We start from the raw sequence: 20,807 nt of genomic DNA, 5'->3' as shown, positions 1-20,807 counted from the left end.
TGATCTCTGCTTCGTCATGATGACTCCATCTTCTCAAGAAATGGAGCCTCCGACAAACCCGGGGTGGTTCACCTTTGCCCGCGAGGTCGGGGCTGGACCCACCAAGCGCGTCCTGGTCGTCCTTGATGGCGCGGGCTGGCACGTGGCCGGCGCCTTGGAGATCCCGGATGGCCTCACCTTGGAATTCTTACCCCGGTATTCGCCTGAGCTGCAGCCGGCGGAGCATCTCTGGCCTCTGGCCAATGAGATCATCGCCAACACCTACTTCGAGGATCTTGATGCCCTCAACCAAGCACTCGCCGATCGCTGCTGTGGTCTCGCCGATGATCCCGACCGTATCCGCGCCGCCACATGGTTTCACTGGTGGCCGCAATTCGCATGAATTCCAAGCAATGGAAGCATTCACGCGCCGTCGGTATGAGAGGCCGTTGAGAAGAAGGCCAAGGAAATTCAGTGCAAATGCGATGGCGGACGCGCGAGTCGCTTCACGAGAATGTGGCTCATTGCCATGTAAATGAATGTCTCCTCCGACTCTGGAAGGCGCTCGTAATCTTTTGACAAGCGGCGATTTCGGCCAAGCCACGCGAATGTCCTTTCCGCGATCCAGCGGCGCGGCAGAACATGGAATCCTTTGGGAATTTCGGGAGGCTCCTGGCCAGGGGCGAGCCAAAAGCCCTGAATACCGGTCCACCAGTGCTTGACGACTTCGATGGTCCAGCCAAGCCGGTCTTTGGCCCAGGTCTTCAGGCCTTGATAATGCGTGTCCGCCCAGACGAGCTGGATCGCGGGAAACCACAGGTTCAAGCCCGCCAGCAGGAGCATTCCTCCAGCCTTGTCATGAAGATCTGCCGGATGCACCCGCACCTTCAGAATGTCGCCCTCCGTGTCAACCAGAGTTTTCCGCTTTCGCCCGCTGATCTTCTTGCCAACATCATAGCCACGCGTGCCGACGGACTCGGTCGTCTTCACGGATTGACTGTCAATGGCTGCCGCCGTTGGTTGGGCTTTGCGACCACGCCGGGTTCGATACTGCTCGCGCAGCGCCGCGTTGACCAGTTCCCACTTCCCGCTTTTGCGCCAGCGGCGGAAGTGATCGTACACGTCCGTCCGGGGTGGCAGATCGTGGGGCATCATGCGCCAAGCGATGCCGCCACGCAGGACATACAAGCATCCGTCAATGATGCGCCTCAGGTCGTGTTTGCGTTGTGCTCCGCGATGCTCACTCTTGGTGAAAAGCTTCGAAACGACCACACACTCGTCATCGGCCAAATCTGTTGGATATCGGTCCGGCCGCATGCGATCGTCTCCCATCGTGACGACATGGCATGCCTTATTAACGGCGTACTTGCCCCTCGTGTCCCACGTACGTACCAGTCCGAGATTTACTGAGCTTTCTTCTCAACAGCCTCTGATACGGTTGGAAACGATCACTTCGATCGTTCTCCAACCATGAAACCCGGCGGATCAATGCCTTGACATTGATCAAGAGGGTCATGCCGGCGGCGCCTTCAGGTGCCGCCGGTATCAGCGCGCCGGAACCGATCGGCATTGCGTCCCCGAGCCGCCCATGAGTTCGGAAGGACAGAACACCGCGGCGTCCTTGGATGAGCGCCGGAAATACTTCCCATCACCAGTAACACTCCTTTAAAGAGTGGCAATTTACATATAAACCCTTGCATCTCCTGCGATATTTTGGTAAGAGGAATCCTCGATTTCTGGCGAAGATCGTATTAAGGAGATGCGAAATGAGCGATTCTTATGATCTTATTTCTCGGGAAGATTTTCCTGATCTGAGAATCCAGGACATCATCAGCCAAGCCGTCAGGCAATGCGATCTGCACGCCGACTATGTCTCAGGCCTGAAGAAGGCCTTGGAAGCCCTCGAGCTTCTGAGCGATTCCCTGGAACAGCATGACGCCCCGGAATCGGCGTACGGCGGATGCCTGGACCAGATCCTGAACGTGATGCGCTTGGTCTATCGTTCAGCACGTCCATCAATCAGCGTCCACGACCTGGGAGACGGCATCATCGGCCCGCTGCGCCGGAAGCTGTCCGGCAATGGAAAGCTGGCCCGATTGATCATAGGCAAATTTCTCTGCCCCGGCGCCAGCCATCAATATGACGTCTCCGGGCTTGGCACACGGCTTTCGAACGATCTGCTGAGCCTGACCATCACGCTGAACAAGCGCATGAGCGCGGAAACCGCCAACAGGATTCTCTCCTTCATTCCGGTGGTGATCAACGACCTGAGGCTGCAGCCTTATCCGGCGTCTTATTTGGTCAGCGCCCGTTGGCGCATCATCCTGCACAACGCCGTGAAGGTCGCCACGAACCTCGTCGATCCCCACCATCTGCTCGCCATGGGGTGGGGCGGTGGGTGCTTTTGCTACGATGCGGTCCTCGCCGACCACGATAAAATCGTGGAATGCTATCAGAACACGCTGAACATGTATCCCGCCCAGCGTTCCTTCCTCGAAAGCTCCGAGGAAACGGCCTTCTCGGTTCCCGGCACGACGGTCGAGCACAATGGGAAGTCCCTCAGCCTCAACCACATCACGTACGCCAACTGGTGCATGGCCCTGTTCAAGGCGATTGGAAACGACGCTTCCCTGAACACCGTGGTGGAGGTTGGAACCGGGTTCGGCGCGTTCGCCCGCCTGCTGCGCGGTTCCCGGCAGATCGGCTGCTACATTCTGGTCGACATTCCGGAATCGCTCATCTTCGCCCACACGTTCCTCGTCGCAAACTTCCCAGACGCGCGTGTCCACGTCATCCGCTCGACGGCGGACGTGTATGAAGGGATGACCCGCGACTTCGACCTCATCTTCTGCCCGATCCAGCAGATCAACGCCCTGAACGGTCTCGACGTCGACCTGGCGGTCAATAACTGGAGCCTGGGAGAGATGCGGCAGGAGTGTGCCGACTACATCGTGTCGGCCATCGAGACGCACATCAAGCCCCGCTATTTCTACTCCGTGAACATGATCTTCCAGGACAAGGGACTGGATATCGCCAGCGGCTACCGGGAAGACGCCTCCGACAACAACAATCTGGTCGCCTTGAACGTGAGCGCGATGTGGCGTCCGATGAGCTTTTCGATGATGCCGGTCATCCTGGACGACGCCCAGCATGGAAAGAACTACATGTCGTCCGTGGCCACGGTTCTGGAGCGCGTCGCCCCCGACCAGAGCGGTGAACTGATCCCGGCCTTCACGGCCGCCGCCGCCACGGTCGAACCCGGCTCGGACGAGTGGCTGAAGCACATGTACCTCGTGGCCCTCTGGACCGAGTTCGTCGATCAGATCGAAGCGTTCCTGAAGGGCCTGCGCCTGTACTATGAACGCTCGGGCATCGCCGCGCTGCCGGTGTTCGATTTCGAGAAGGTCGGGGAGGTCATTCACCTGCGGAAGCGGATTGCACGGCTGGCGGCGCGCGCGTAGGCGCGCCGTCGGCACGGCCCGGCATTCCGGTCGCCGGCCTCAATCGAAGAAGGCCAGGTGGCGCATGTAGTCGTGATAGCCAAGCCCGTCGCGACCGTAATGGCTGTACCGGATGCCGGCGCCGGTCCATTCTAGCCTGAAAAAATCGGCGACCTGAGGATGGACGGCCACCTTGAGTTCCGCGTTTGGTTCCCAGCCGGCGAAGGTCCCCGCGACCTCGGCCGCGGTGCCGGGCGGCAGGCTGCAACGCCGGGACAATTCTTCGGCCAGCAGCGCCGCTAGATCACGCAGAAGATCGCCGCTCGGGTGGTTGTAGCTCCAGAACAGGCGCCGCTGGCGGAAGCGGTCGAGAACGTGCCCGCCCAGAGGCAGGTCGCACTGCGCGTCGATTTTCCGGATGCGGGCTTCTTCGATATCAGCGAAACGCCTGAGATCCACGACTCCGGAAAGATCGGTTGCCATGTAGGCGTCGAGCAGGGCCTGACCGGACAGCCCCTGTTCAAGCAGGCGGTTGATCAGCCGGTCGCCGTAGGGATAGCGGCCGAAGGGAAAGGCGACATCGCCGGTGTTGCGCGGGTCCTTGCCCTGCAGCGGCCAGAGCTGATTCAGGACCAGCGTCGGGAACGACAGCCGCACGGCGTCTGCCGGCAGGAGATCCGCCCTGGGAAAGCCCTTCCACAACCCCTTCTGCTCCAGAAGGACGGCACAGCCGGCAACGGCTTCTGGATCGATGCGGGTGGGCTCGGCTCCGGGAACGTCGTAACTGGGGACGAACAGAACCCGGAAACGCTCCGCGATGTCCGGCACCTTCAGGAAGGCGCAGGCCACCACATGGGACTGGCAGTTGCCGTAGACGATCAGCGGGCGGCTCATGCCCGGCCCTCCAGAAGGCCGGCCAGGATGCGGCACAGGTCGCCGACATTCTCCATGTCGTGGATCTTGTCGATGGGAAACGTGATGCCGAACCGTTCCTCGATGCTGAGGATCAGAAAGGTGTGCGACACCGAGTCCCATCCATCGATGTCCGGCGCCGTCGTCTCGAACCCGATCTCGACGCCGTCCGCCCTGAACAGATGGCGGATGATCGCGGCAACCTCGGGAAGTATCGACTGGGCCTCGCTCACGGGTTCCTCCTCGCCTTCATCAGATCCTGGTATTTTCTCATGTTCTCCACACGGCTGACCTTGCCGCTGGTGGTCTTCACCACCCAGCCGGACGGCACCTCCGTGACCGACCCCAGCATCAGCCCAAGCCCCGCCTGGACCGCTTCCTTGATGTCCTTCCTCAACTCCGCGAAGGGACGCTTTCCGGAGGTCTCGACCAGGACGGCCACCTCGTTGCTGCCCAGGGACGGGTTGTACAGCGGCAGGGCCACGCAGCGGCCCGGCAGGACCCCGCCGACCCCACCGACCAGCGCCTCCACGTCGAAGGCGTGGAAATTGCGGCCGTAAACGGTGAAGCGGTCGTCCCGGCGCCCGGTGACGCACAGCTCCCCGTCGCACAGGAAGCCGACATCGCCCGTCCTGTACCATCCGTCGCGCAGCCGCTGTTCCGTCAGGTCCGGCTGGCGGTGATAGCCGCTGAAGAGAAAGGGGCTGCGGAGCAGGATCTCGCCGGCTTCGCCATCCGGGCAAGGCCGGTCGTCCTCGTCCCGGATCTCGATCTCCACCCCCGGAACGGGAGGGCCGCAGGAGACGCGGCGGCTCCCGTCGGGCAGCGTGAAGACCCGCGCGGCGGCTCCCGGCGGTGTCTGCGCCGCCGCGAACACGTTTTCGGCCATGGCGTAACACACCTGGAGCCGATCCTCTCCGATCCCGCAGCCCGCCAAGCGGCCGAGAAAGGCCTCGAAGGCCTCGGGCGTGCAAGGTTCGGAGCAGTTCACGAAAGCGCGCACACAGGAGAGGTCCCGGAACCGGTCCGCCGGGGTGGTGCGCGCCGTCAAATGGAAGGCGAAATTGGGGAGCCAGGCGATGGTGCAGCGATGCCGGTCGATGACGTCCAGCAGGAGGGACGGGCGGGCGACCCACTCGAACGGGCTCATGGCGCAGATCGTCGCCCCTTGGACGAGCGGCATGAGAAAGGCGGCGATCAGCCCCATGTCGTGATACAGCGGCAACCAAGTCGCCACACGGTCCTCCGCCCCGAAGCCGAGCGACAGGGCATAGCGGTCGGCTTGGTCCAGAATGGCGCGGTGCGACAGGGCCACCCCCTTCTTGGTCCCCGTCGTTCCGGAACTGTGCTGGAGAAGCGCCACTGCATCGCCGTCGCCACCGCCGCAACCCCCTGTCCCGGGCTCCCAAGCGGGCGGAGAAGACTGGCCGTCCGCCGCCAGTTCCTCCAGCAACAGGACCCGATGCCCGGCGCGGGCCAGAGGGTGGGCGACCACCGGCGCCAGGGCCGCCTCGGTCACGACCGTGCGCACGTCCAGCCGCACGAAGACCCTCTCATGCTCCGCCCAGAAGCGATCGGGCGCCTGCTTGACGCTGGGAAACGGCAGGAAGGTGGGAACCGCCCCGAGAGCCATGACGGCGAGAAAGCCGGCGTAGCCGTCGATGCCGGTCTCCAGCATCAGGGGCACGACCTCGCCCGCCTCCACTCCGGCGTTCCGAAGCGCGCCGGCGAACTGTCCAACGCGTTGCGCGAGACCGCCATAGGTCAGGCTGTCCACGCGACCGTGCCGGAACAGGTGGCAGAAGGGATGGTTCGGACGGGAACGGGCGTGCCGTCCGAGGCGGTTCAGAATGGTGCTCACGGGACGTGCCTTTCGACCGGAACCCTGGCGCGGAGGGGACAAAGCGTGTGCGCTCAGTCCCGGTTGTCGGCGATGCAGTTGTTGCAGAAGGACGGCTTCTCCGCGATGTAGGCGTGAAGGAAGTCCTGAACCGCCGCGCTGTTCCATGCCTCTTCGAAGGGCACCCGGGCAAGGTCGATGCCGCCGAATACGGAGGGGTCGAAGTTCACGCAGCACGGTGTCAGGTAGCCGTCCACATTCACCGCCGGATCGAGCCAGGGGGCCACGCAGTAGGGCGCGATGCGTTCCGGATCGTCGAAATACGAAATCGGCATGTCCGGGCAATCGCGGCGCACGTCGTCCAACAGCCCGGCGAGCATCCGGCGCTCGGTCCGGTCGAGCGGCTCCAGCCCGCCCTCGAAGCCGATCAGCCGCCCGACGTTGACCGAGGTTACGCCGAGGTCGCGCAGCCCGCGCAGGGTGGTCGCGACGTCGTGCAGGTTCGCCCGGCTGACGACCAGGGCGACGGCGACGGGAAGACCGAGATCCCGCAGTTCCCGCAGGCGTCGGGCGAGCTTGCCGATGTCGGTTCCGGCCCGGACCCGCGCCGCCACCTCCGGAGTCAGGGAATCGACGGACACGTAGAAGCCCGTCAGCCCGGCCTCCTTCAGCTCGACGTGGAGTTCCGATGGGCGGGCGAGGGCGTTCGTGTTCATGTAGAGCGCGTCGAACTTCCCGCTCCGCGTCGCGATCCGGCACAGTTCGGCATAGTCCGGATGCAGGGTCGGCTCGCCGATGCCCTGGAGGATACCGAGTTCGGATGGCGGCAGGTTGTCGAGGATGCGCGCGAAGGTGTCCTTCGGCATGTGCCTGTTCAACCAGCGCCCCTGCTCGTCCAGAATCGTGCGCAGGCACCCCGGGCATTTCAGGTTGCACCATGTGGTGACCTCGATGGTCACACGCCGCAGCTTCGGCGGTCGGCGGCCAGGCACGAAGGTCAATGCGTTCATCGGAACCGGTCTCCAGGACAGGGCAAGACACCAAGGCCGGAGCGCAGATCGCGACGAAAGCGCGCTCCGGCGATCGACTACACGTTCAGGCCCCGCCTCTCGGAAAGCCGGCCTTGAGCGCGTGCGGAGATCAGCCCCGGCCATCGGAAGGAGTTATACCGAGCTTCCTTAAGTGCCCGTTAAATCACGAACGGCCGCGCTTCCCGGGAAGGGTCCGGCAGCACGGCTCCATTAACAGGTGCTTAAGGGGATGGACACACTGTGACCCAGGCGCTATGCCACGATCGGGCGCATTGGCCCGACGATGGAAAACCATTCCGCGATGAGAAGGTGATCGCATGCCCAGCCCAAGGCCCGCCTCCATTGCGCTTCCGCCGGACTATCTGTCCGTTGCCGATTACGACGCTGCCGAAGAGACGGCCTACTGCGACCTGCCCAACCGCATCATCGAAGAAGGCCAGCCGTTCCTGTTCGACCGGCTCAACTATCCCACCCGGGTCAGGCAGGACGCCGCCGTCTGGCGTTTCGCCGACACCATGCACGAAACCCGCTTCGCGAACGACGTGACCGGGCGCCTGGGCGGCCTTACCGACGAGGAGCTGGACCTCTGTCTGACGATCAACCGTCAGGTCCGCAGGATGTCCACAGAGCTTTACGGACGGCCCGCCTTCACCACCGGAAGCCTGATCCGTGCGCTCAACGTGTTCCGTCATATCCGCTGGCTCTATCCCGAGAAGGGGGCGGTGGTCCTGGAGATCGGTCCGGGCTGCGGCTATCTCGGCGCTCTGCTGATGATGACCGGCTACCGCTACATCGCCACCGACGTGACGCAGGGCTTCTACCTGTACCAGAACCACCTCTGGCGTTGGCTGGTCGGCGACGGGCTGCGCGAACTCGCCGGCGACGCGGCGAGCGTGGCCGACTGCTTGGCGGACGAACGGGTGACCGGCATTCACCTGCCCTGGTGGTCCTACATGACGTGGTTCCGCGACCGGACGCCGGTTCCGGTAGATGTCGTGACCGCCAACCACATGCTCTGCGAGATGAGCAGGCTGAGCCGCCGCTACACCATGAAGCTGACGCGCCGCCTGCTGGACGGCGGTGCCCGCAAGCCGTCCTTCGTCTTCGAGGGCTGGGGCTACGATCTCATCACCAGCGAGTACGAAGCCTACCGGGGGTTCCGCTGGAACGGCTTCGCCATGCGCCACCACGATGCGGACATCACGGTCTTCGAGCCGGTCACCGAACCGTTCCGCGACGATCCCGCCGTGCGCGACATGGTGTGGGCCTACATGCGCTCCCGCGGCCCCAGCGAGCCGCCCAAGCCGTTCCCGTCCGTGCTGACCGACAAGGCGGGCGACTGGACCGAGCGGATCGCCGCCGGCCGGGCCGCCATTGCCGGGCGGCGCGTCCATGGGCTGGACTCCGTGGTCGCCGCCCTCAAGGAGGTTCTCGGCACCGACAGTCTGCAGACGCCGAACGAGGAATTCTTCGCCTTCCTCGAACACACGGAATAATGCCGAGGGAACGGGTTTCTACGATTGGGAAATGATGGAATCGATCATTTCCCAACCGTATCTGGCCGAGAAACGGATTTCAAAGGACCGCGCGCGATGGGCATCAACGCTTACACCGCCGACTGGCTGCTCCGCCACCACGAGCAGGGGTTGTTCGAAGGCAAACGGCGGATCGCCGAGTTCGGGCCGCAGGACTTCCTGTTCTGCCGGAACTACATGAAGCGCGCCGCCGCACGGCTGCACCCGGACCCGGATGCGGCGCGCGCCTTCCACCACAGGATCTTCCCGGAAGATGCCGACCCGTGCGCGCCCGACAGCCAGCGGCACTTCTACGCCGCGCTCGGCCTGACCGACTACAAGGCTTTCGACTATTACGATGCCCGGGCGGAGCACCAGTTCGACTTCAACTACGTCATCAACATGCGCGACCGCTTCGATGTCGTGACGAACTTCGGAACCTCCGAGCACGTCTTCAACATCGGGGCGACCTTCGCCTCCATGCACAATCTTCTGGCCGTCGGCGGTCTCGGCATCTTCATCCTGCCGGCCATGGCGGACATCGCGCACGGCTTCTACAACATCCATCCGCTCCTGTTCAAAGCCCTGGCCCATTTCAACAAGTACGAGATCGTCGAGCACACCTACGTGGACCACGCCCAAGGGCGGGCGCTGCGGCACGAGGAGGACCCCGACGATCCAGCACCCTTCAGCGATTTCCTGGAACTGCGCTACGATCAGAGCTTCACCGCCGACGCCGTGGCCCGCTTCGCCCGCAATCTGGAACAGGAGCGGCGCAAGGCGGAAGCTGGCCTGCCGTCGGAAAGCGTGTACGACTACAACTACGTGATCCTGCGCAAGCTGGAGAGTGTCCGCTTCGTCTGGCCGTCGCAGATCATCTGACGAAGGCGGGCGAGCGGGCCGGCACCACTCGCTCATCGCCGATCAGATTGCGCAGATAGCTGGGCGCGTCCGGTCCGGTGTTGAACAGCAGGTCCAGGACCGACATGAAGTCGAGGAAATCCCCCCACGGCTGGGGATAGGCGGCATAGTCGTATCGCTTGTAGCAAAGCCCGACGCCAGCCCGCCGGAAGGCGTCGGGATCGATGTAGTCCTTGGCCGCAGGTCCGGACAGATAATCCGTCGCCCCGACCCTGCCCAGCAGGGCGAGCAGCCGGTCCGTCTTGGCTCCGGTCACTGGAAGGCGGCTGGTGCGCTCCACGGCGGTCGCGATCCCGAGTTCCTCCATGAGCCAGCGGGTCAACGCAATATCCAACTCGCAGAGGGACTCGGGCCGGGTTGCCAGGATGTCCGCGAACCGGCTGGTATAGCGTTCGTAGAAGGGCGTTTTGCCGTACCAGACGCACAGCAGATTGAGATGCTCCGCCCGCCAGTCCGGCTCATAGCAGATCGCGATGTTGCGGATGATCTCCTCCCGGGCGTGGCGATGCACGGGGATGGTCAGCCAACGCGGCCCGGCGGCGGTTTTGATCCGGTTGCGGTTGCGCCAGTCGCGCCGTGTGTATTGGACGTCGTCGAAGAACAGGAGGAGGTCCACCGACCGGATCATGTCGAAGAAGCCGCGCCATGGAATGTAGCTCGGCTGCACGATGGCGACACGCATGGAAAATTCCTTGTCGGAAGCCGAATATCTCGGTCGGTCCAGGCTTTCCGAGAGGCTTTGCAGAACGCCTTCAGAGCGCGGCGGGTACCCGACGGGCAACGAAGCATTTGCGGGTGATGCGATAGGCGCAATCGTAGCGCCCGCTGCCGAGAATCCGTTCGTTGATCACGCGGTCGACGGCCTCGTATCCGGTGAAGGCGTCGTCGAAACAGATCCAGCCGCCGGGACTCAGCCACCGTTCGACATGCTCGACGTCGCGCACCAGCGCCGGGTAGCCGTGGTCGCCGTCGATGAAGGCCAGCCGGCACGCCAAGTCGGCGGGGGCCTGCCGCGCGAAATGCTCGATGGTGCCCCGCGTCACCGTGATGCCGTCGGAAAGCGCGAAGCGATCCATCGTCGAACGGAAGTAGTCGAGGATGCCGTTGCACCGCTCGTAGAGCGGAGCGATGTCGCGCTCGAAGGGCTCCTGCCACACCGTCTGCGTCGCGTAGGCGCGGACCGCCTCGCCGTCGACGGTGACCTGGAAGGAATAAGAGCCGTCGGCGTTGCGGTACCAATCCCTTCTGGTGGGGAACAGGTCGACGCAATGCACCCGCCCCTGTCCGGCGAAGCGGGCGGCCAGGGCCAGAACCGCGGCGGAGCGGCCGCACCAGGACCCGATTTCGATGATGTCGCCCGGCACATGGGCCGACGCCACGGCCAGATTGAACAAGGCGCACAGTTGATCCGGCGGCGTCCATCCCGGAACGGTCTGGACGATCTGTTCAAGCTGTTCGGGAAGGGGGCGGGACCACTCGTGTTGGAACATGCAATCTCTCGCAGACATGGATTCGGCGGTGCCGCCGTTGGCCGCAACCGGCCCTGCACCCGGTCATTCTTCGTATTTCAGAATAGGCTTGCAAGGTTCTTTCAACACAGTTCACGAGCGGACCCGCCTTCGCAGCGTATCGGGAAAAGTTGAAGAATCGTAAATTCGCCAGATCGGGAAATCCCGGATGTGCGACGTCAGCGCACGCTTGACGCGGCATGCAAAAAATTCTTCCATAATCATTGGGCAACATTTGCGCGGTGTTTCTCAACGCGCGAATCGAAGAGGCACATGGGGCATGGTTCACAAGGATTTCATCGCGTTCGGCAGGCCGGCCATCGGTGTTGAAGAAATAGCTGCGGTCGAGCGCGTTCTGCGGTCCGGGTGGATCGGCATGGGGCCGGAGACGGTGGCGTTCGAACGGGAACTGGCGGCGTTCGTCGGCGTCGGCGACGTCGTCACGGTGGCATCCTGCACCAACGCGCTGTTCCTGTCCTTGAAGCTGAGCGGAATCGGGCCGGGGGACGAGGTCGTCGTGCCGAGCCTGACCTGGTGCAGCACGGCCAACGCGGCGCTGTATCTCGGCGCGCGCGCGGTGTTCGCCGACATCGACCCGGACACGCTGTCCGTCACCGCGGACAGCGTGCTGGCCAAGATATCGCCCCGGACCAAGGCCGTCATCGTGGTGCACTACGGGGGACTCGCGATCGATGTGGCGGATCTGCGCCGGCGCCTTCCGCCCCACGTCGCGATCGTCGAGGACGCCGCCCATGCGCTCGGCGCGCGCTACCCCGACGGGCGCATAGTCGGCTCGCTCGGCACGCTGACCTGCTTCTCCTTCTATGCCAACAAGAACCTGTCGACGGGCGAGGGTGGCGCCATCGCCTGCGCCGACCCGGCCATCGCGGAGCGCATCCGCTCGCTGCGGCTGCACGCCTTGCCGACCGACGCATGGCAGCGCTTCACGAACCCGTCCGTGGCCACCACCGGACTCGGGTTGAGCGAACTCGGCTACAAGATGAACTACACCGATCTGCAGGCGGCCATCGGCCGCGTGCAGCTCCGCCGCCAGGACGAGTTCGCGCAGACCCGCCGCGCCGTCAGCGACTTCTATTGCGCCGAACTGGCCGCCCGCATGCCGGACGTCGCCGTCCAGGCGGACGTGACGGCGCCGCGGCACGCGCACCACCTGTTTCCCATCCTGCTGCCCCGCGGCGTGACGGAGGAGAGACGGAACCAGCTTGTCGCGGCGCTGCGCCAGCAGGGGGTCGGCGCGTCGGTCCACTATGCCCCGTTGCACCAGATGCCCCTCTATGCCCCGCAGGAGACTTTACCGGTGACGGAGGACATTGCCGCACGTATCATGACCCTTCCGATCAGCGCGAGCCTGTCCCCCGATGACGCAAGAACGGTGATCGACACCAGCATCGAGGCCATCCAGCACATGCTGGCCTCGGCATGAACGGAACTCCGCTGCGGCGGGCACGGCGACCTGCGGGGACATGACCATGGAACAATACGGCTTCGGCGGCTACCTGAGCGCGGAATTCCCATCGCAGATCAACGTCGATGTGTCGGAATTCTGCAATCTCCTGTGCGTCCATTGCCCCTATGAGACGGTCACCAAGGCCAAGGGAAGCAAACGCCGCAATCTCGACGAGGCGCTGCACACCAAACTGATCGACGAGATCGCGGAACATGGCAGGCCGCATTGCCGGTTCCTGCGCTACACGGGCGACGGCGAACCCCTCCTTCATCCGCACCTCCCGCGCATGCTCGCCTACGCGGTCGAGCGCACGGGGCTGCCGGTCAACCTGACCACCAACGGCCTGCTGCTGACCGAAGAGCGGACCCGCGCCCTGGTCGACGCCGGGGTTTCGGTCTTCGACATCAGCCTGGACGCCCACACCCCGCAGACCTACGCCCAAGTCCGGGTGGGCGGCGATCTAGCCGTGGCGCAGGCCAACACCCGTCGCCTGATCGAACGGATCAAGGCTACCGGGGCATCCGCCAAGGTCGTGGTCAGCTTCGTCCGCCAGCCGCTCAACGAAGCGGAGGTCGAGGATTTCCAGACCTTCTGGACGGCGGAAGGCGCCAATCAGGTGGTCATCCGGCGGCGCCATTCCTGCGCCGCTTCGTTCGACGACATCGCGCGCACGATGTGGCAGGCGGCTCCGGTTCCCCGCACTCCCTGCCTTTACCCCTGGGAACGGCTGGTGGTGAAGCCGGACGGCCAATTCTCCTTCTGTCCGGCCGATTGGATGCACGAGGCGGAGATCGGAAGCTTGGCCGACTCCACGGTGCGCGAGGTCTGGCAAGGCCCCGCCATGACCGCGCTGCGGGCGGCGCATCTCGGCAACGATTACCGGGGGCAGGCCTTCTGCGGCAAATGCCCGGACTGGTCGGTCATCCGCTGGCCGGACGAAGGGCGCAGCTACGCCACCATGATGCATGAGTTTGTTCCTGCGCGCGCCCAGGCCGCAGACGCCTGATGGCGACGCAGTTCCGGGCGATCGACCTGTCCGACGGCGGCCGGCCGATCTATCTGTTCGGCGCCGGCGCGATGGGGCTTGCCGTGGCCGGTTATCTCGGGCTCTGCGGCCGTCCGGCCACCGCCTTCGTGGACAGCCGCAAGGATGGCGAGGCGGCGGGCCTGCCGATCCTGCCGCTGCCGCGCTATCTGGAACGGCGCACCCCGCGGGATCTGCTGATCGTGACCTCCAGCTTCGTCGATGAGATCGGTCGCAGCCTTGCCGCGCACGGAATCGACGATTACGCCGACGCCAGCCGCTTCGGAGGCGGCCTGGTGAGCGAGTTGCGCCGTCACGACCATATGACAGCCCAACCCATACTCCGGCTGACCCGATGAGCCCGGCGATCAGGCCCCGGCGCATCGCCCTGTTCGCCAAGGACTCGCCACTTTTCATCAAGGTGCTCAAAGCCTTGCAGGCGGCCCTGGAAGCGCTCGGCGTCCAGGTCCATGCCGGCTGGCCCTTGCCGGACGGCCCTGCGCTGTCGGCCTTCCTCGCCGACTGGAAACCCGACGCGGTGCTGGAGATCAACCGCACACGTCGTCACATCACCGATTGCGACCGGGATTTCCTGCACATTGCGTGGATGCACGATCACCGCTATGGCGGAGAATGGCTGATCGACCGCATCGGCGACAGCCGGCTGACCTATTTCATGATGCCGCCGGATCTGATGGGCGTCGCCGCGGACGGGCTCGGACCGTGGCGCTATCTCTGGCCCGGAGCCGACCCCGCGGTGTTCGCGCCCCGTCCGACGGCGCCGCGTTGGGACATGACCCTGGTGGGGCACATGTACGGCCCCCTGCCGCCTGCCCTGCTCGGAAAGCCGGTGGTGGCCGGCACCATGCCCTGCGGCACGGTGGGAGAACTGGGCGATGCCCTCTCCCGCCTGACACCGGCGGCGTTGAACCGGGGCATTCCTTTCCTGCAGCAATGGCTGGCCGACCAGGTCGCCGCCTGTGGCGCTCCGGCCGGGCAAGCCGGGTTGAGCCAGGAGGCGCTGTCGCTCTTCGACGAGCTTCTGCCCCGGCTGATCCTGCGGCGTTTCGTGGCCGACGCCATGCTGCGGGTCTCCGGACGGGTTCGCTTCTTCGGCAGTGCGGGGTGGGCCTTGTGGCCGGACTATGCCCCGCATTACGGGGGTGAGATCATCGACCCGCAAGAACTGGCCGACATCTACCGCGCGACCGCCATCAGCCCGCACAACACCTTGTGGCCGCTGCACTTCCGGACCCTGGAATGCATGGCCTGCGGCGGTTTCATGCTGATCAACCGGGTCGATCACCCCGACGCGGAGGCGGCGTTCGGGGACTTCGTTCCCGGCGATCACTATATGCCCTACGACGGCGCCGACATCGAAGAGGAAGCGGCCCGCGCGCTGCGGGAGCCTGCCCGGCGGATGACCGTCGGAGAGCGCGCCGCCCGCCGGGTGCACGAACGGCACACGTGGCGTCACCGGGCCGAACAGATCCTGACCGATCTGGCCGACCTGTAGCCGCAGCCGATCCGGGCAACCCTCATCCGGGCAGGCGGCTTCGGATTAACGGTTGGAAACCAATTTGGCATAATGTTGTGCATACATATCCGGGCGCCACACCGGCGCTTCATGCGCAACCGGATGGCGGCACAGGTTCCGGCCCTTCCGCATCGGGGCTGGCCGGGCAATGGAGAGAAGGCATGAAGGTCCTGTTCAGCAACCCACCCTGGTGGATCAAGCGCTATGATTTCGAGGGGGAACAGGCCCCGGCTTCGGCCTGGTTCAGCGGCGTGCGCGCCGGGTCGCGGTGGCCGCACACCAATCAGGCCCACTCCTCTCCCGGGCATTTCGTGTTCGGCGAATACATGCCCTATCCCTTCTTCATGGGATACGCGGCGACCTATGTGGCCAAGCACACGGGGGCCAGGGTCGTTTTCCGGGACTCGATCGCGCTTCGCGAATCCTTGGCTGGCTATTACCGGCACCTGGAGGAGGAACGCTACGACTACATCTTCATCGAGACGGCGACCCCCTGCTGGGACCAGGATCAGGGCATCGTCCACCGCATCAAGGAACTGCTGCCCGACACGAAGATCGTTCTGACCGGGGCGCTGTCGGCCAAAGGCGAGAAGATCCTGGCCGACCATCCCGTCCACGCCGTCATCCAAGGCGAATACGAGAAGGGCAGCGTGCGCGTCCTGAACGGCGCGGAGGGGGTGATTCCCTTCGACCTCCTCTCCGTGGCGGAGATGAACGAGGCGCCCTTCCCCTATCTGGACGAAACCATCGCCCACCGCTATTGGGACCCGAACCCGGCGGGCCAGATCGCCCCACAGGCCCAGGTCTGGGGAAGCCGGGGCTGTCCCTACAAGTGCATCTTCTGCGTCTGGCCGGCCACCATGACCGGCAACGACCCGGACGGCACCGGCAAGCGCACCGTGCGCTTCTACAAGCCCGACTATGTCGAGGCGATGCTGCGCGACATGATCGGCCGCTACGGCTACCGCAGCGTCTATTTCGACGACGACACCTTCAATCTGGGCGATGCCCACGTGCTCGGGCTCTGCGAGGTGATGACCCGGATTGGGATTCCGTGGTCCGCGATGTGCCGCGCCGACACCATCAAGCTGGACACCTGGAAGGCCATGCGCGACAGCGGGTGCTTCGGGGTGAAGCTCGGTTTCGAAAGCGGGAACCAGTGGGTCAACGACAACATCGTCAACAAGCGCCTGAACCTCGAACACGCCCGCGAGGCGGTGCACGAGATCAAGCGGCTCGGCATGACGGTGCACGGCACCTTCACCTACGGCCTGCCCGGCGAGACGCCGGAGCAGATGATGGACACCAAGCGCTACATCGCCTCGCTGCCGCTGGACACCTTCCAGGAAACCGGCTGCGGCGAGATCGAGGGCACGCCGATGTCCACCCTGCGTGAGAAGGGACACCTGGACCGCTACAAGGGCGCCGCACTCGACGAGCAGTATCTCTACGTTCCGGACGGCGGTGAGAAGATGCGCCGCCTGTCGGAAGCCGGGGATCTGTCCATCGGGGCCGACAAGGCGAAGGGCAGCTCCGATTTCCTGATCCGCCAATGGGTCCGGCTCGGCGCCGCGATGGCCGCGGCGGCGCAGGCCGCGCCGGTTGCCGTGTGGGGGGTCGGGACCGACTTCTTCGAAACGATGGAACACACCCCGGATCTCCGGGCACTGGTGCTGGCCGGACGGGTCCGGCTGTTCGACACGCGTCTTGCCGGGCAGAGCCTGGACGGGGCGGTCATCGCTCCGCCGACGGACCTGACGGCCTTCGACGGCGCCGTCTTCCTGACGCCGCGCATGCTCTCCTCGCGCAACGCCATGCGCCAGGATGCCGACCGGCTCGGGCTGTCCGCCGGCCGGCTGCGCGACGTCTACGAGGAGGAATCCGCGGCGGCGGACTGAGCGGAGCCGGCGGCCGGCTGGCGGGGCAGCGCCTCGGCCAGCCGGCGCCAGCCATCCGTCGGCGTGGCCGCGGTCTTCCGGCAGAACCACACCGCGGGTGCGTGCAGGTCGGCCCCGGTCCGCGCCACGAAATGCGGGTTGGCGGCAGCGGGCGTGCCGGTGACGACGAGGCGGTCGAGCGTGGCGTCGCTGAGAGAGGCGTCCACCGGACCGATGACCTCCAGCCCCGTGTGCCGGACCAGATGGGCGGCGAACCCGCCCTCGCCCAGCATCGACACCGGCCAGCCGACGAGGCCGGCGCCATCGTTGTCCGGCCCTGGTGCATTCAGCCGGATCTCGGTCGCGAAGGCCAGCACCCCGCCGGTCCGCAGGCGCCCGTCCGCCCAGGCCAGGAAGTCCGCCAAGCCTGGCAGGAAAGCGGCGTTCTGAACGGCGATCACCGCGTCCCACGCCTCGCCCTCGGGAACGTCGCCAAGGCCGCCGTGATGAACGGCCAGCCGTTCCCGGTGGACGGTGCGCGGCTTCGACAGCCAAAGATCCATCCGGCCGCTCGCCACCCGGGCCGCATGCTCCCCGGCCCGCTCCCCAAGGTCGACGACCGCGACGCGGGCGGCGTGCCCGGTGAGGAAAAGGTAGAATCCATCCTCGTTGCGGCTGGCCACCAGCACCCGCGCCGCGCCATCGAGCAGCCCCAGCCGGTCCAGGCCGTAGAGATACTGAACCCGCTCCCACGCCCCACGGCTTCGCTTGAAATAGCTGTAGAGGTGGTTCAGCCCGTCCTCGTCGATGAGCCGCCCACCGTCCGCATCCAGCGGAAAGGACGCGTAATTGGTCTTGAAACGGCGGACCCAGCCCCACCAGCCGTCGTCCTCCCAATCCTCCGCGGCGGCGAGCTTGCACAGCCGCGGCGGACCGGGCGGCCGGTCCGCCGCGGGCAGGGCCAGTTCGGGCCGGAACCGGGCGGCGTTGCGCAGGGTCCGTCCGGCCTCCTTCAACTGGCGGGCTCGGTCCGGCGCGATCCCCTCCGCCGCCTCCAGCCCCGGCCAATCCAGCATCGCCAGCAGGGGCGCCGACCAGCGCCGCGGCTCGGCCTCCTCCAGGCTTTCCATGCCTTGAAGGGCCTGCAGGTCAGCGCGGGCAAGCTGCACTTCGCGCGGGGCGATGGTGCGGCGGCGGCCGAGAGCCTTTTCCATGAACGGGACCAGGGCTTGGCCGGACGCCCCCCCGGAGCGCGGAGCCGATGCGACCCGGACGATCCCGGCCAAGCGCCCGGCGATGCCGTCCAGGGTGTAGCGCTCCATGCCGATCCGGTGCGCCTCCTCCGCGATCCGATGCCGGAATCCGGTGTCCACGACCAGACGGGCCAGGGCGTCGGAGTAGCGCTCCAGCCCGTCGGCCAGAAGGACGGAACGACCATTCTCCAGGCAATGCACGACCTCGCCCACCGGGGTGGCGCAGACCGCCACCTTGGCCAGCAGGAACTCGAACATCTTGGTCGGGCTCTTGGAGGCGTTGAACGCGTTGTCGGCGTAGGGCAGGATGCCGATGTCCATCTCCGCCAGCACCGCGCCGAACTCGGCCGGGGCGATGCGCTCGTGCAGGACGAGGCGGTCGAGATCCGGGTAGCGCATGCGAACCCGGTGCTTCAGTTCCTCCCAGGCGAGGCCGAAGCCGACGATGTGGAAGCGTGCCCGCGCGCGGGCCGCCGGCGGCATCATGGCGAAGGCATCCACCGCGAACAGGATGTCCCGCATCGGGATGTCGCCCCACACGTCCCCGCACCACAGGATGTTCACGGCATCGCCGAAGCGCGCCCGGGCCTGCCCGCGGTCGCCCGGATGGAACAGGTCGAGGTCCGCCACCGTGTGGATCAGATGGGTGTTCGGGTTGAGAGGCGCCACGAAGTCGAAGATCTTGCAGCTCGACACCACGCAGGCTTCGGCATGCCTTGCGGTGGTGGCGAGCAGCCGGTCCGGCGCCAGGGACGGGAACCAGGGCTCCAGCCGCCGGTAGGACCGGCTGTCCAAGTCGTAATCGTCGTAGTCGAGAATGAATCGGTTGCCGTTGCGCGCCGCCGCCAGGGCGATGGCCGGGATATGGTAGCCGGTCTTCTGGACGTACAGGAGCGCGCGCGGATTGCGGGACAGCGCGTCGTAGCCCAGAAGGGCGAGGCGCAGCTTCTCCTCCTCGGGCCGGGCCACCACCGCGGCTCCCTGCTCGGGGGCGCCCAGATGATCGAAGAAGGACAGGACCTCGGCCCGGATGCCCTGCTGGTTCAGGGCCTTGGCGAAGCTGTAGCAGCGCACCCGGCTGGGGGCGAGCGCATGGCCGTCCTGGGATACGAAGATGACCTCGGCGTCGTCAAGACGGGCGAACGGATCGCCGAAGGCGGTCTTCGGGTCGGACATGCGATGGCTCGTCGGATTTGGGGAAAGGAGAACAGGGGCTGCCTGTGATTATCCGCCGCTCCACACGGAAGCAACGGCTAATCGCACCCCCGCGCGCCGTCGCGTGGCCGCGGCGGATTTAGGATTCCTTAACGCACTGCCCTCGAATTTAGCCGCGGTGGATTCCCCACTCCTCCTCGGGGTATCCTGCAGCGAACGAAAACGGCCCGCCTTCATGTCAACGTCCCGGCCCTTCACCATTCTGGTCACCGGAGGAGCCGGGTTCGTCGGGTCGAACATCGCCCTCCTCCTCAAGCGGGACCGCCCCGATGCCGAGGTGACAACCCTCGACAACCTGCGGCGGCGCGGATCGGAACTGGCGCTTGCCAGGCTGGCCGCCGGCGGCGTCTCCTTCCGGCACGGCGACGTCCGCAACCCGGAGGATCTGGCGGAGGCCGGCGCGTTCGACGTCATAGTCGAATGTTCGGCGGAGCCGTCGGTGCACGCCGGCTATGGCGGCAGCCCGGCCTATGTGGTCAACACCAACCTGCTGGGCACCGTGAACTGTCTGGAGGCGGCGCGCCGGCACGGCGCCGATCTGGTCTTCCTGTCCACCAGCCGCGTCTACCCGATCGACCCGTTGCGCGCTCTGCCGCTGGAAACGCAGGGTGAGCGCCTGACCCTGTCCACGGGGGCGGGCGGACCGGGCTGGTCGGCCCGTGGCATCGCCGAGGACTTCCCGCTGCGAGGCAGCCGCTCGATCTACGGCGCGACGAAGCTCGCTTCGGAACTGCTCATCGAGGAGTATGGCGCTCTCTACGGCCTGCGCGCGGTGGTGAACCGCTGCGGCGTGCTGACCGGGCCATGGCAGATGGGCAAGGTGGACCAGGGATTCGTCGTCCTGTGGGCGGCCCGCCACCTGTACGGCGGCAGCCTCGGCTACAGCGGCTTCGGCGGCACGGGTGCCCAGGTTCGCGACATCCTGCACGTGGCCGACCTGTATGATCTGGTCCGCCTGCAGATCGCCGCCATGGACCGTTTCGGCGGACGGGTCTTCAACGTCGGCGGGGGGCCGGACGGCAGCGTTTCACTGGCCGAGTTGACCCGCCTCTGCGTGGAGAGGAGCGGAGCCGCCATCCTGATCGGGTGTCAGCCGGAGACGCGCCCGGCCGACATTCCGTGGTACGTCACCGACAACGCCGAGGTGACACGGGCGACGGGGTGGCGTCCGATGCGGCCGGTCAGTACTATCCTCGACGATATTTTCGGCTGGCTCGGGGAGCATCGCCATATCCTGGAGCCGATCCTGCGCTGAATGATCCAGCCGGAGGCCGCCCGCACAGCCGCT

The 20,807-nt window shown here is 65.6% G+C and carries 18 protein-coding genes; 10 read left to right on the top strand and 8 right to left on the bottom strand.

Features of this window, described 5'->3' with window-relative positions:
• A partial coding sequence (locus tag JJL56_RS28975) for a transposase (protein ID WP_200487285.1) occupies positions 1-382 on the top strand: 382 nt, incomplete at its 5' end.
• A 68-nt stretch (positions 383-450) separates the two neighbouring features.
• On the opposite strand, the gene JJL56_RS28970 is transcribed toward JJL56_RS28975, so the two are convergent.
• Positions 451-1,296 (bottom strand): IS5 family transposase, encoded by an 846-nt coding sequence (locus JJL56_RS28970; protein ID WP_200487284.1) that lies wholly within the window; start codon positions 1,294-1,296, stop codon positions 451-453.
• A 449-nt stretch (positions 1,297-1,745) separates the two neighbouring features.
• Between JJL56_RS28970 and JJL56_RS28965 the strand changes: the two genes are divergently transcribed.
• A complete protein-coding gene (locus JJL56_RS28965) occupies positions 1,746-3,440 on the top strand; it encodes a putative sugar O-methyltransferase (protein ID WP_200487283.1) in 1,695 nt (564 codons plus the stop codon).
• A gap of 39 nt (positions 3,441-3,479) precedes the next feature.
• Here the strand turns inward: JJL56_RS28965 and JJL56_RS28960 are convergent, their stop codons facing one another.
• Genes JJL56_RS28960 through JJL56_RS28945 form a run of 4 tightly spaced genes read right to left on the bottom strand, consistent with a single transcriptional unit; the run spans position 3,480 to position 7,181 of the window.
• Positions 3,480-4,313: a WcbI family polysaccharide biosynthesis putative acetyltransferase gene (locus JJL56_RS28960; RefSeq protein WP_200487282.1), complete on the bottom strand. Its 834-nt coding sequence runs from the start codon at positions 4,311-4,313 to the stop codon at positions 3,480-3,482.
• Complete coding sequence (locus JJL56_RS28955; protein WP_200487281.1) at positions 4,310-4,564, bottom strand: acyl carrier protein; 255 nt, start codon at positions 4,562-4,564, stop codon at positions 4,310-4,312. Before JJL56_RS28955 ends, JJL56_RS28960 begins: the two co-directional genes overlap by 4 nt.
• Positions 4,561-6,192, bottom strand: coding sequence for an AMP-binding protein (locus JJL56_RS28950; RefSeq protein WP_200487280.1), 1,632 nt, complete (start codon positions 6,190-6,192; stop codon positions 4,561-4,563). Before JJL56_RS28950 ends, JJL56_RS28955 begins: the two co-directional genes overlap by 4 nt.
• Positions 6,193-6,245: 53 nt before the next feature.
• Positions 6,246-7,181, bottom strand: coding sequence for a radical SAM/SPASM domain-containing protein (locus tag JJL56_RS28945; RefSeq protein WP_200487278.1), 936 nt, complete (start codon positions 7,179-7,181; stop codon positions 6,246-6,248).
• A 338-nt stretch (positions 7,182-7,519) separates the two neighbouring features.
• Here JJL56_RS28945 and JJL56_RS28940 point away from each other — a divergent pair, with 338 nt between their 5' ends.
• Both JJL56_RS28940 and JJL56_RS28935 read left to right on the top strand, forming a co-directional pair.
• Positions 7,520-8,698 carry a class I SAM-dependent methyltransferase gene (locus tag JJL56_RS28940; protein ID WP_200487276.1) on the top strand — a complete coding sequence of 393 codons (1,179 nt, stop codon included), beginning with the start codon at positions 7,520-7,522 and terminating at the stop codon, positions 8,696-8,698.
• A gap of 96 nt (positions 8,699-8,794) precedes the next feature.
• Entirely contained in the window at positions 8,795-9,598 is an 804-nt protein-coding gene (locus JJL56_RS28935) for a class I SAM-dependent methyltransferase (protein WP_200487274.1), read from the top strand.
• Here the strand turns inward: JJL56_RS28935 and JJL56_RS28930 are convergent.
• Together JJL56_RS28930 and JJL56_RS28925 are read right to left on the bottom strand one after the other, a co-directional pair.
• A complete protein-coding gene (locus JJL56_RS28930; RefSeq protein ID WP_200487272.1) occupies positions 9,591-10,319 on the bottom strand; it encodes a WbqC family protein in 729 nt (242 codons plus the stop codon). The two genes, JJL56_RS28935 and JJL56_RS28930, sit on opposite strands and share 8 nt — an antisense overlap.
• A gap of 70 nt (positions 10,320-10,389) precedes the next feature.
• Positions 10,390-11,127, bottom strand: a complete 738-nt coding sequence (locus tag JJL56_RS28925; protein ID WP_200487270.1) for a class I SAM-dependent methyltransferase — start codon at positions 11,125-11,127, stop codon at positions 10,390-10,392.
• A 298-nt stretch (positions 11,128-11,425) separates the two neighbouring features.
• Here JJL56_RS28925 and JJL56_RS28920 point away from each other — a divergent pair, with 298 nt between their 5' ends.
• From JJL56_RS28920 to JJL56_RS28900, 5 genes are all read left to right on the top strand, one after another.
• Positions 11,426-12,589: a DegT/DnrJ/EryC1/StrS family aminotransferase gene (locus tag JJL56_RS28920; RefSeq protein WP_200487268.1), complete on the top strand. Its 1,164-nt coding sequence runs from the start codon at positions 11,426-11,428 to the stop codon at positions 12,587-12,589.
• A 40-nt stretch (positions 12,590-12,629) separates the two neighbouring features.
• Entirely contained in the window at positions 12,630-13,619 is a 990-nt protein-coding gene (locus tag JJL56_RS28915) for a radical SAM/SPASM domain-containing protein (protein ID WP_200487266.1), read from the top strand.
• On the top strand, positions 13,619-13,996 hold the full coding sequence (locus JJL56_RS28910) for a hypothetical protein (protein ID WP_200487264.1): 378 nt from the start codon (positions 13,619-13,621) through the stop codon (positions 13,994-13,996). Before JJL56_RS28915 ends, JJL56_RS28910 begins: the two co-directional genes overlap by 1 nt.
• Complete coding sequence (locus tag JJL56_RS28905) at positions 13,993-15,153, top strand: glycosyltransferase (protein WP_200487262.1); 1,161 nt, start codon at positions 13,993-13,995, stop codon at positions 15,151-15,153. The genes JJL56_RS28910 and JJL56_RS28905 overlap by 4 nt, the downstream gene beginning before the upstream one ends.
• Before the next feature lie 182 nt (positions 15,154-15,335).
• Entirely contained in the window at positions 15,336-17,072 is a 1,737-nt protein-coding gene (locus JJL56_RS28900; RefSeq protein ID WP_200487260.1) for a B12-binding domain-containing radical SAM protein, read from the top strand.
• Here the strand turns inward: JJL56_RS28900 and JJL56_RS28895 are convergent.
• Complete coding sequence (locus JJL56_RS28895) at positions 17,042-19,480, bottom strand: glycosyltransferase (protein ID WP_200487258.1); 2,439 nt, start codon at positions 19,478-19,480, stop codon at positions 17,042-17,044. The genes JJL56_RS28900 and JJL56_RS28895 overlap by 31 nt on opposite strands.
• 214 nt (positions 19,481-19,694) lie before the next feature.
• Here JJL56_RS28895 and JJL56_RS28890 point away from each other — a divergent pair, with 214 nt between their 5' ends.
• Positions 19,695-20,774, top strand: coding sequence for an NAD-dependent epimerase/dehydratase family protein (locus JJL56_RS28890; RefSeq protein ID WP_200487257.1), 1,080 nt, complete (start codon positions 19,695-19,697; stop codon positions 20,772-20,774).
• Positions 20,775-20,807: the final 33 nt, after the last annotated feature.

The sequence above is a fragment of the Azospirillum aestuarii genome, assembly GCF_016632405.1.
GTDB classification, from domain to species: domain Bacteria; phylum Pseudomonadota; class Alphaproteobacteria; order Azospirillales; family Azospirillaceae; genus Azospirillum; species Azospirillum aestuarii.
Note: the sequence above shows the minus strand (reverse complement) of the source record. Positions and strands in the feature narration are given on the sequence as shown.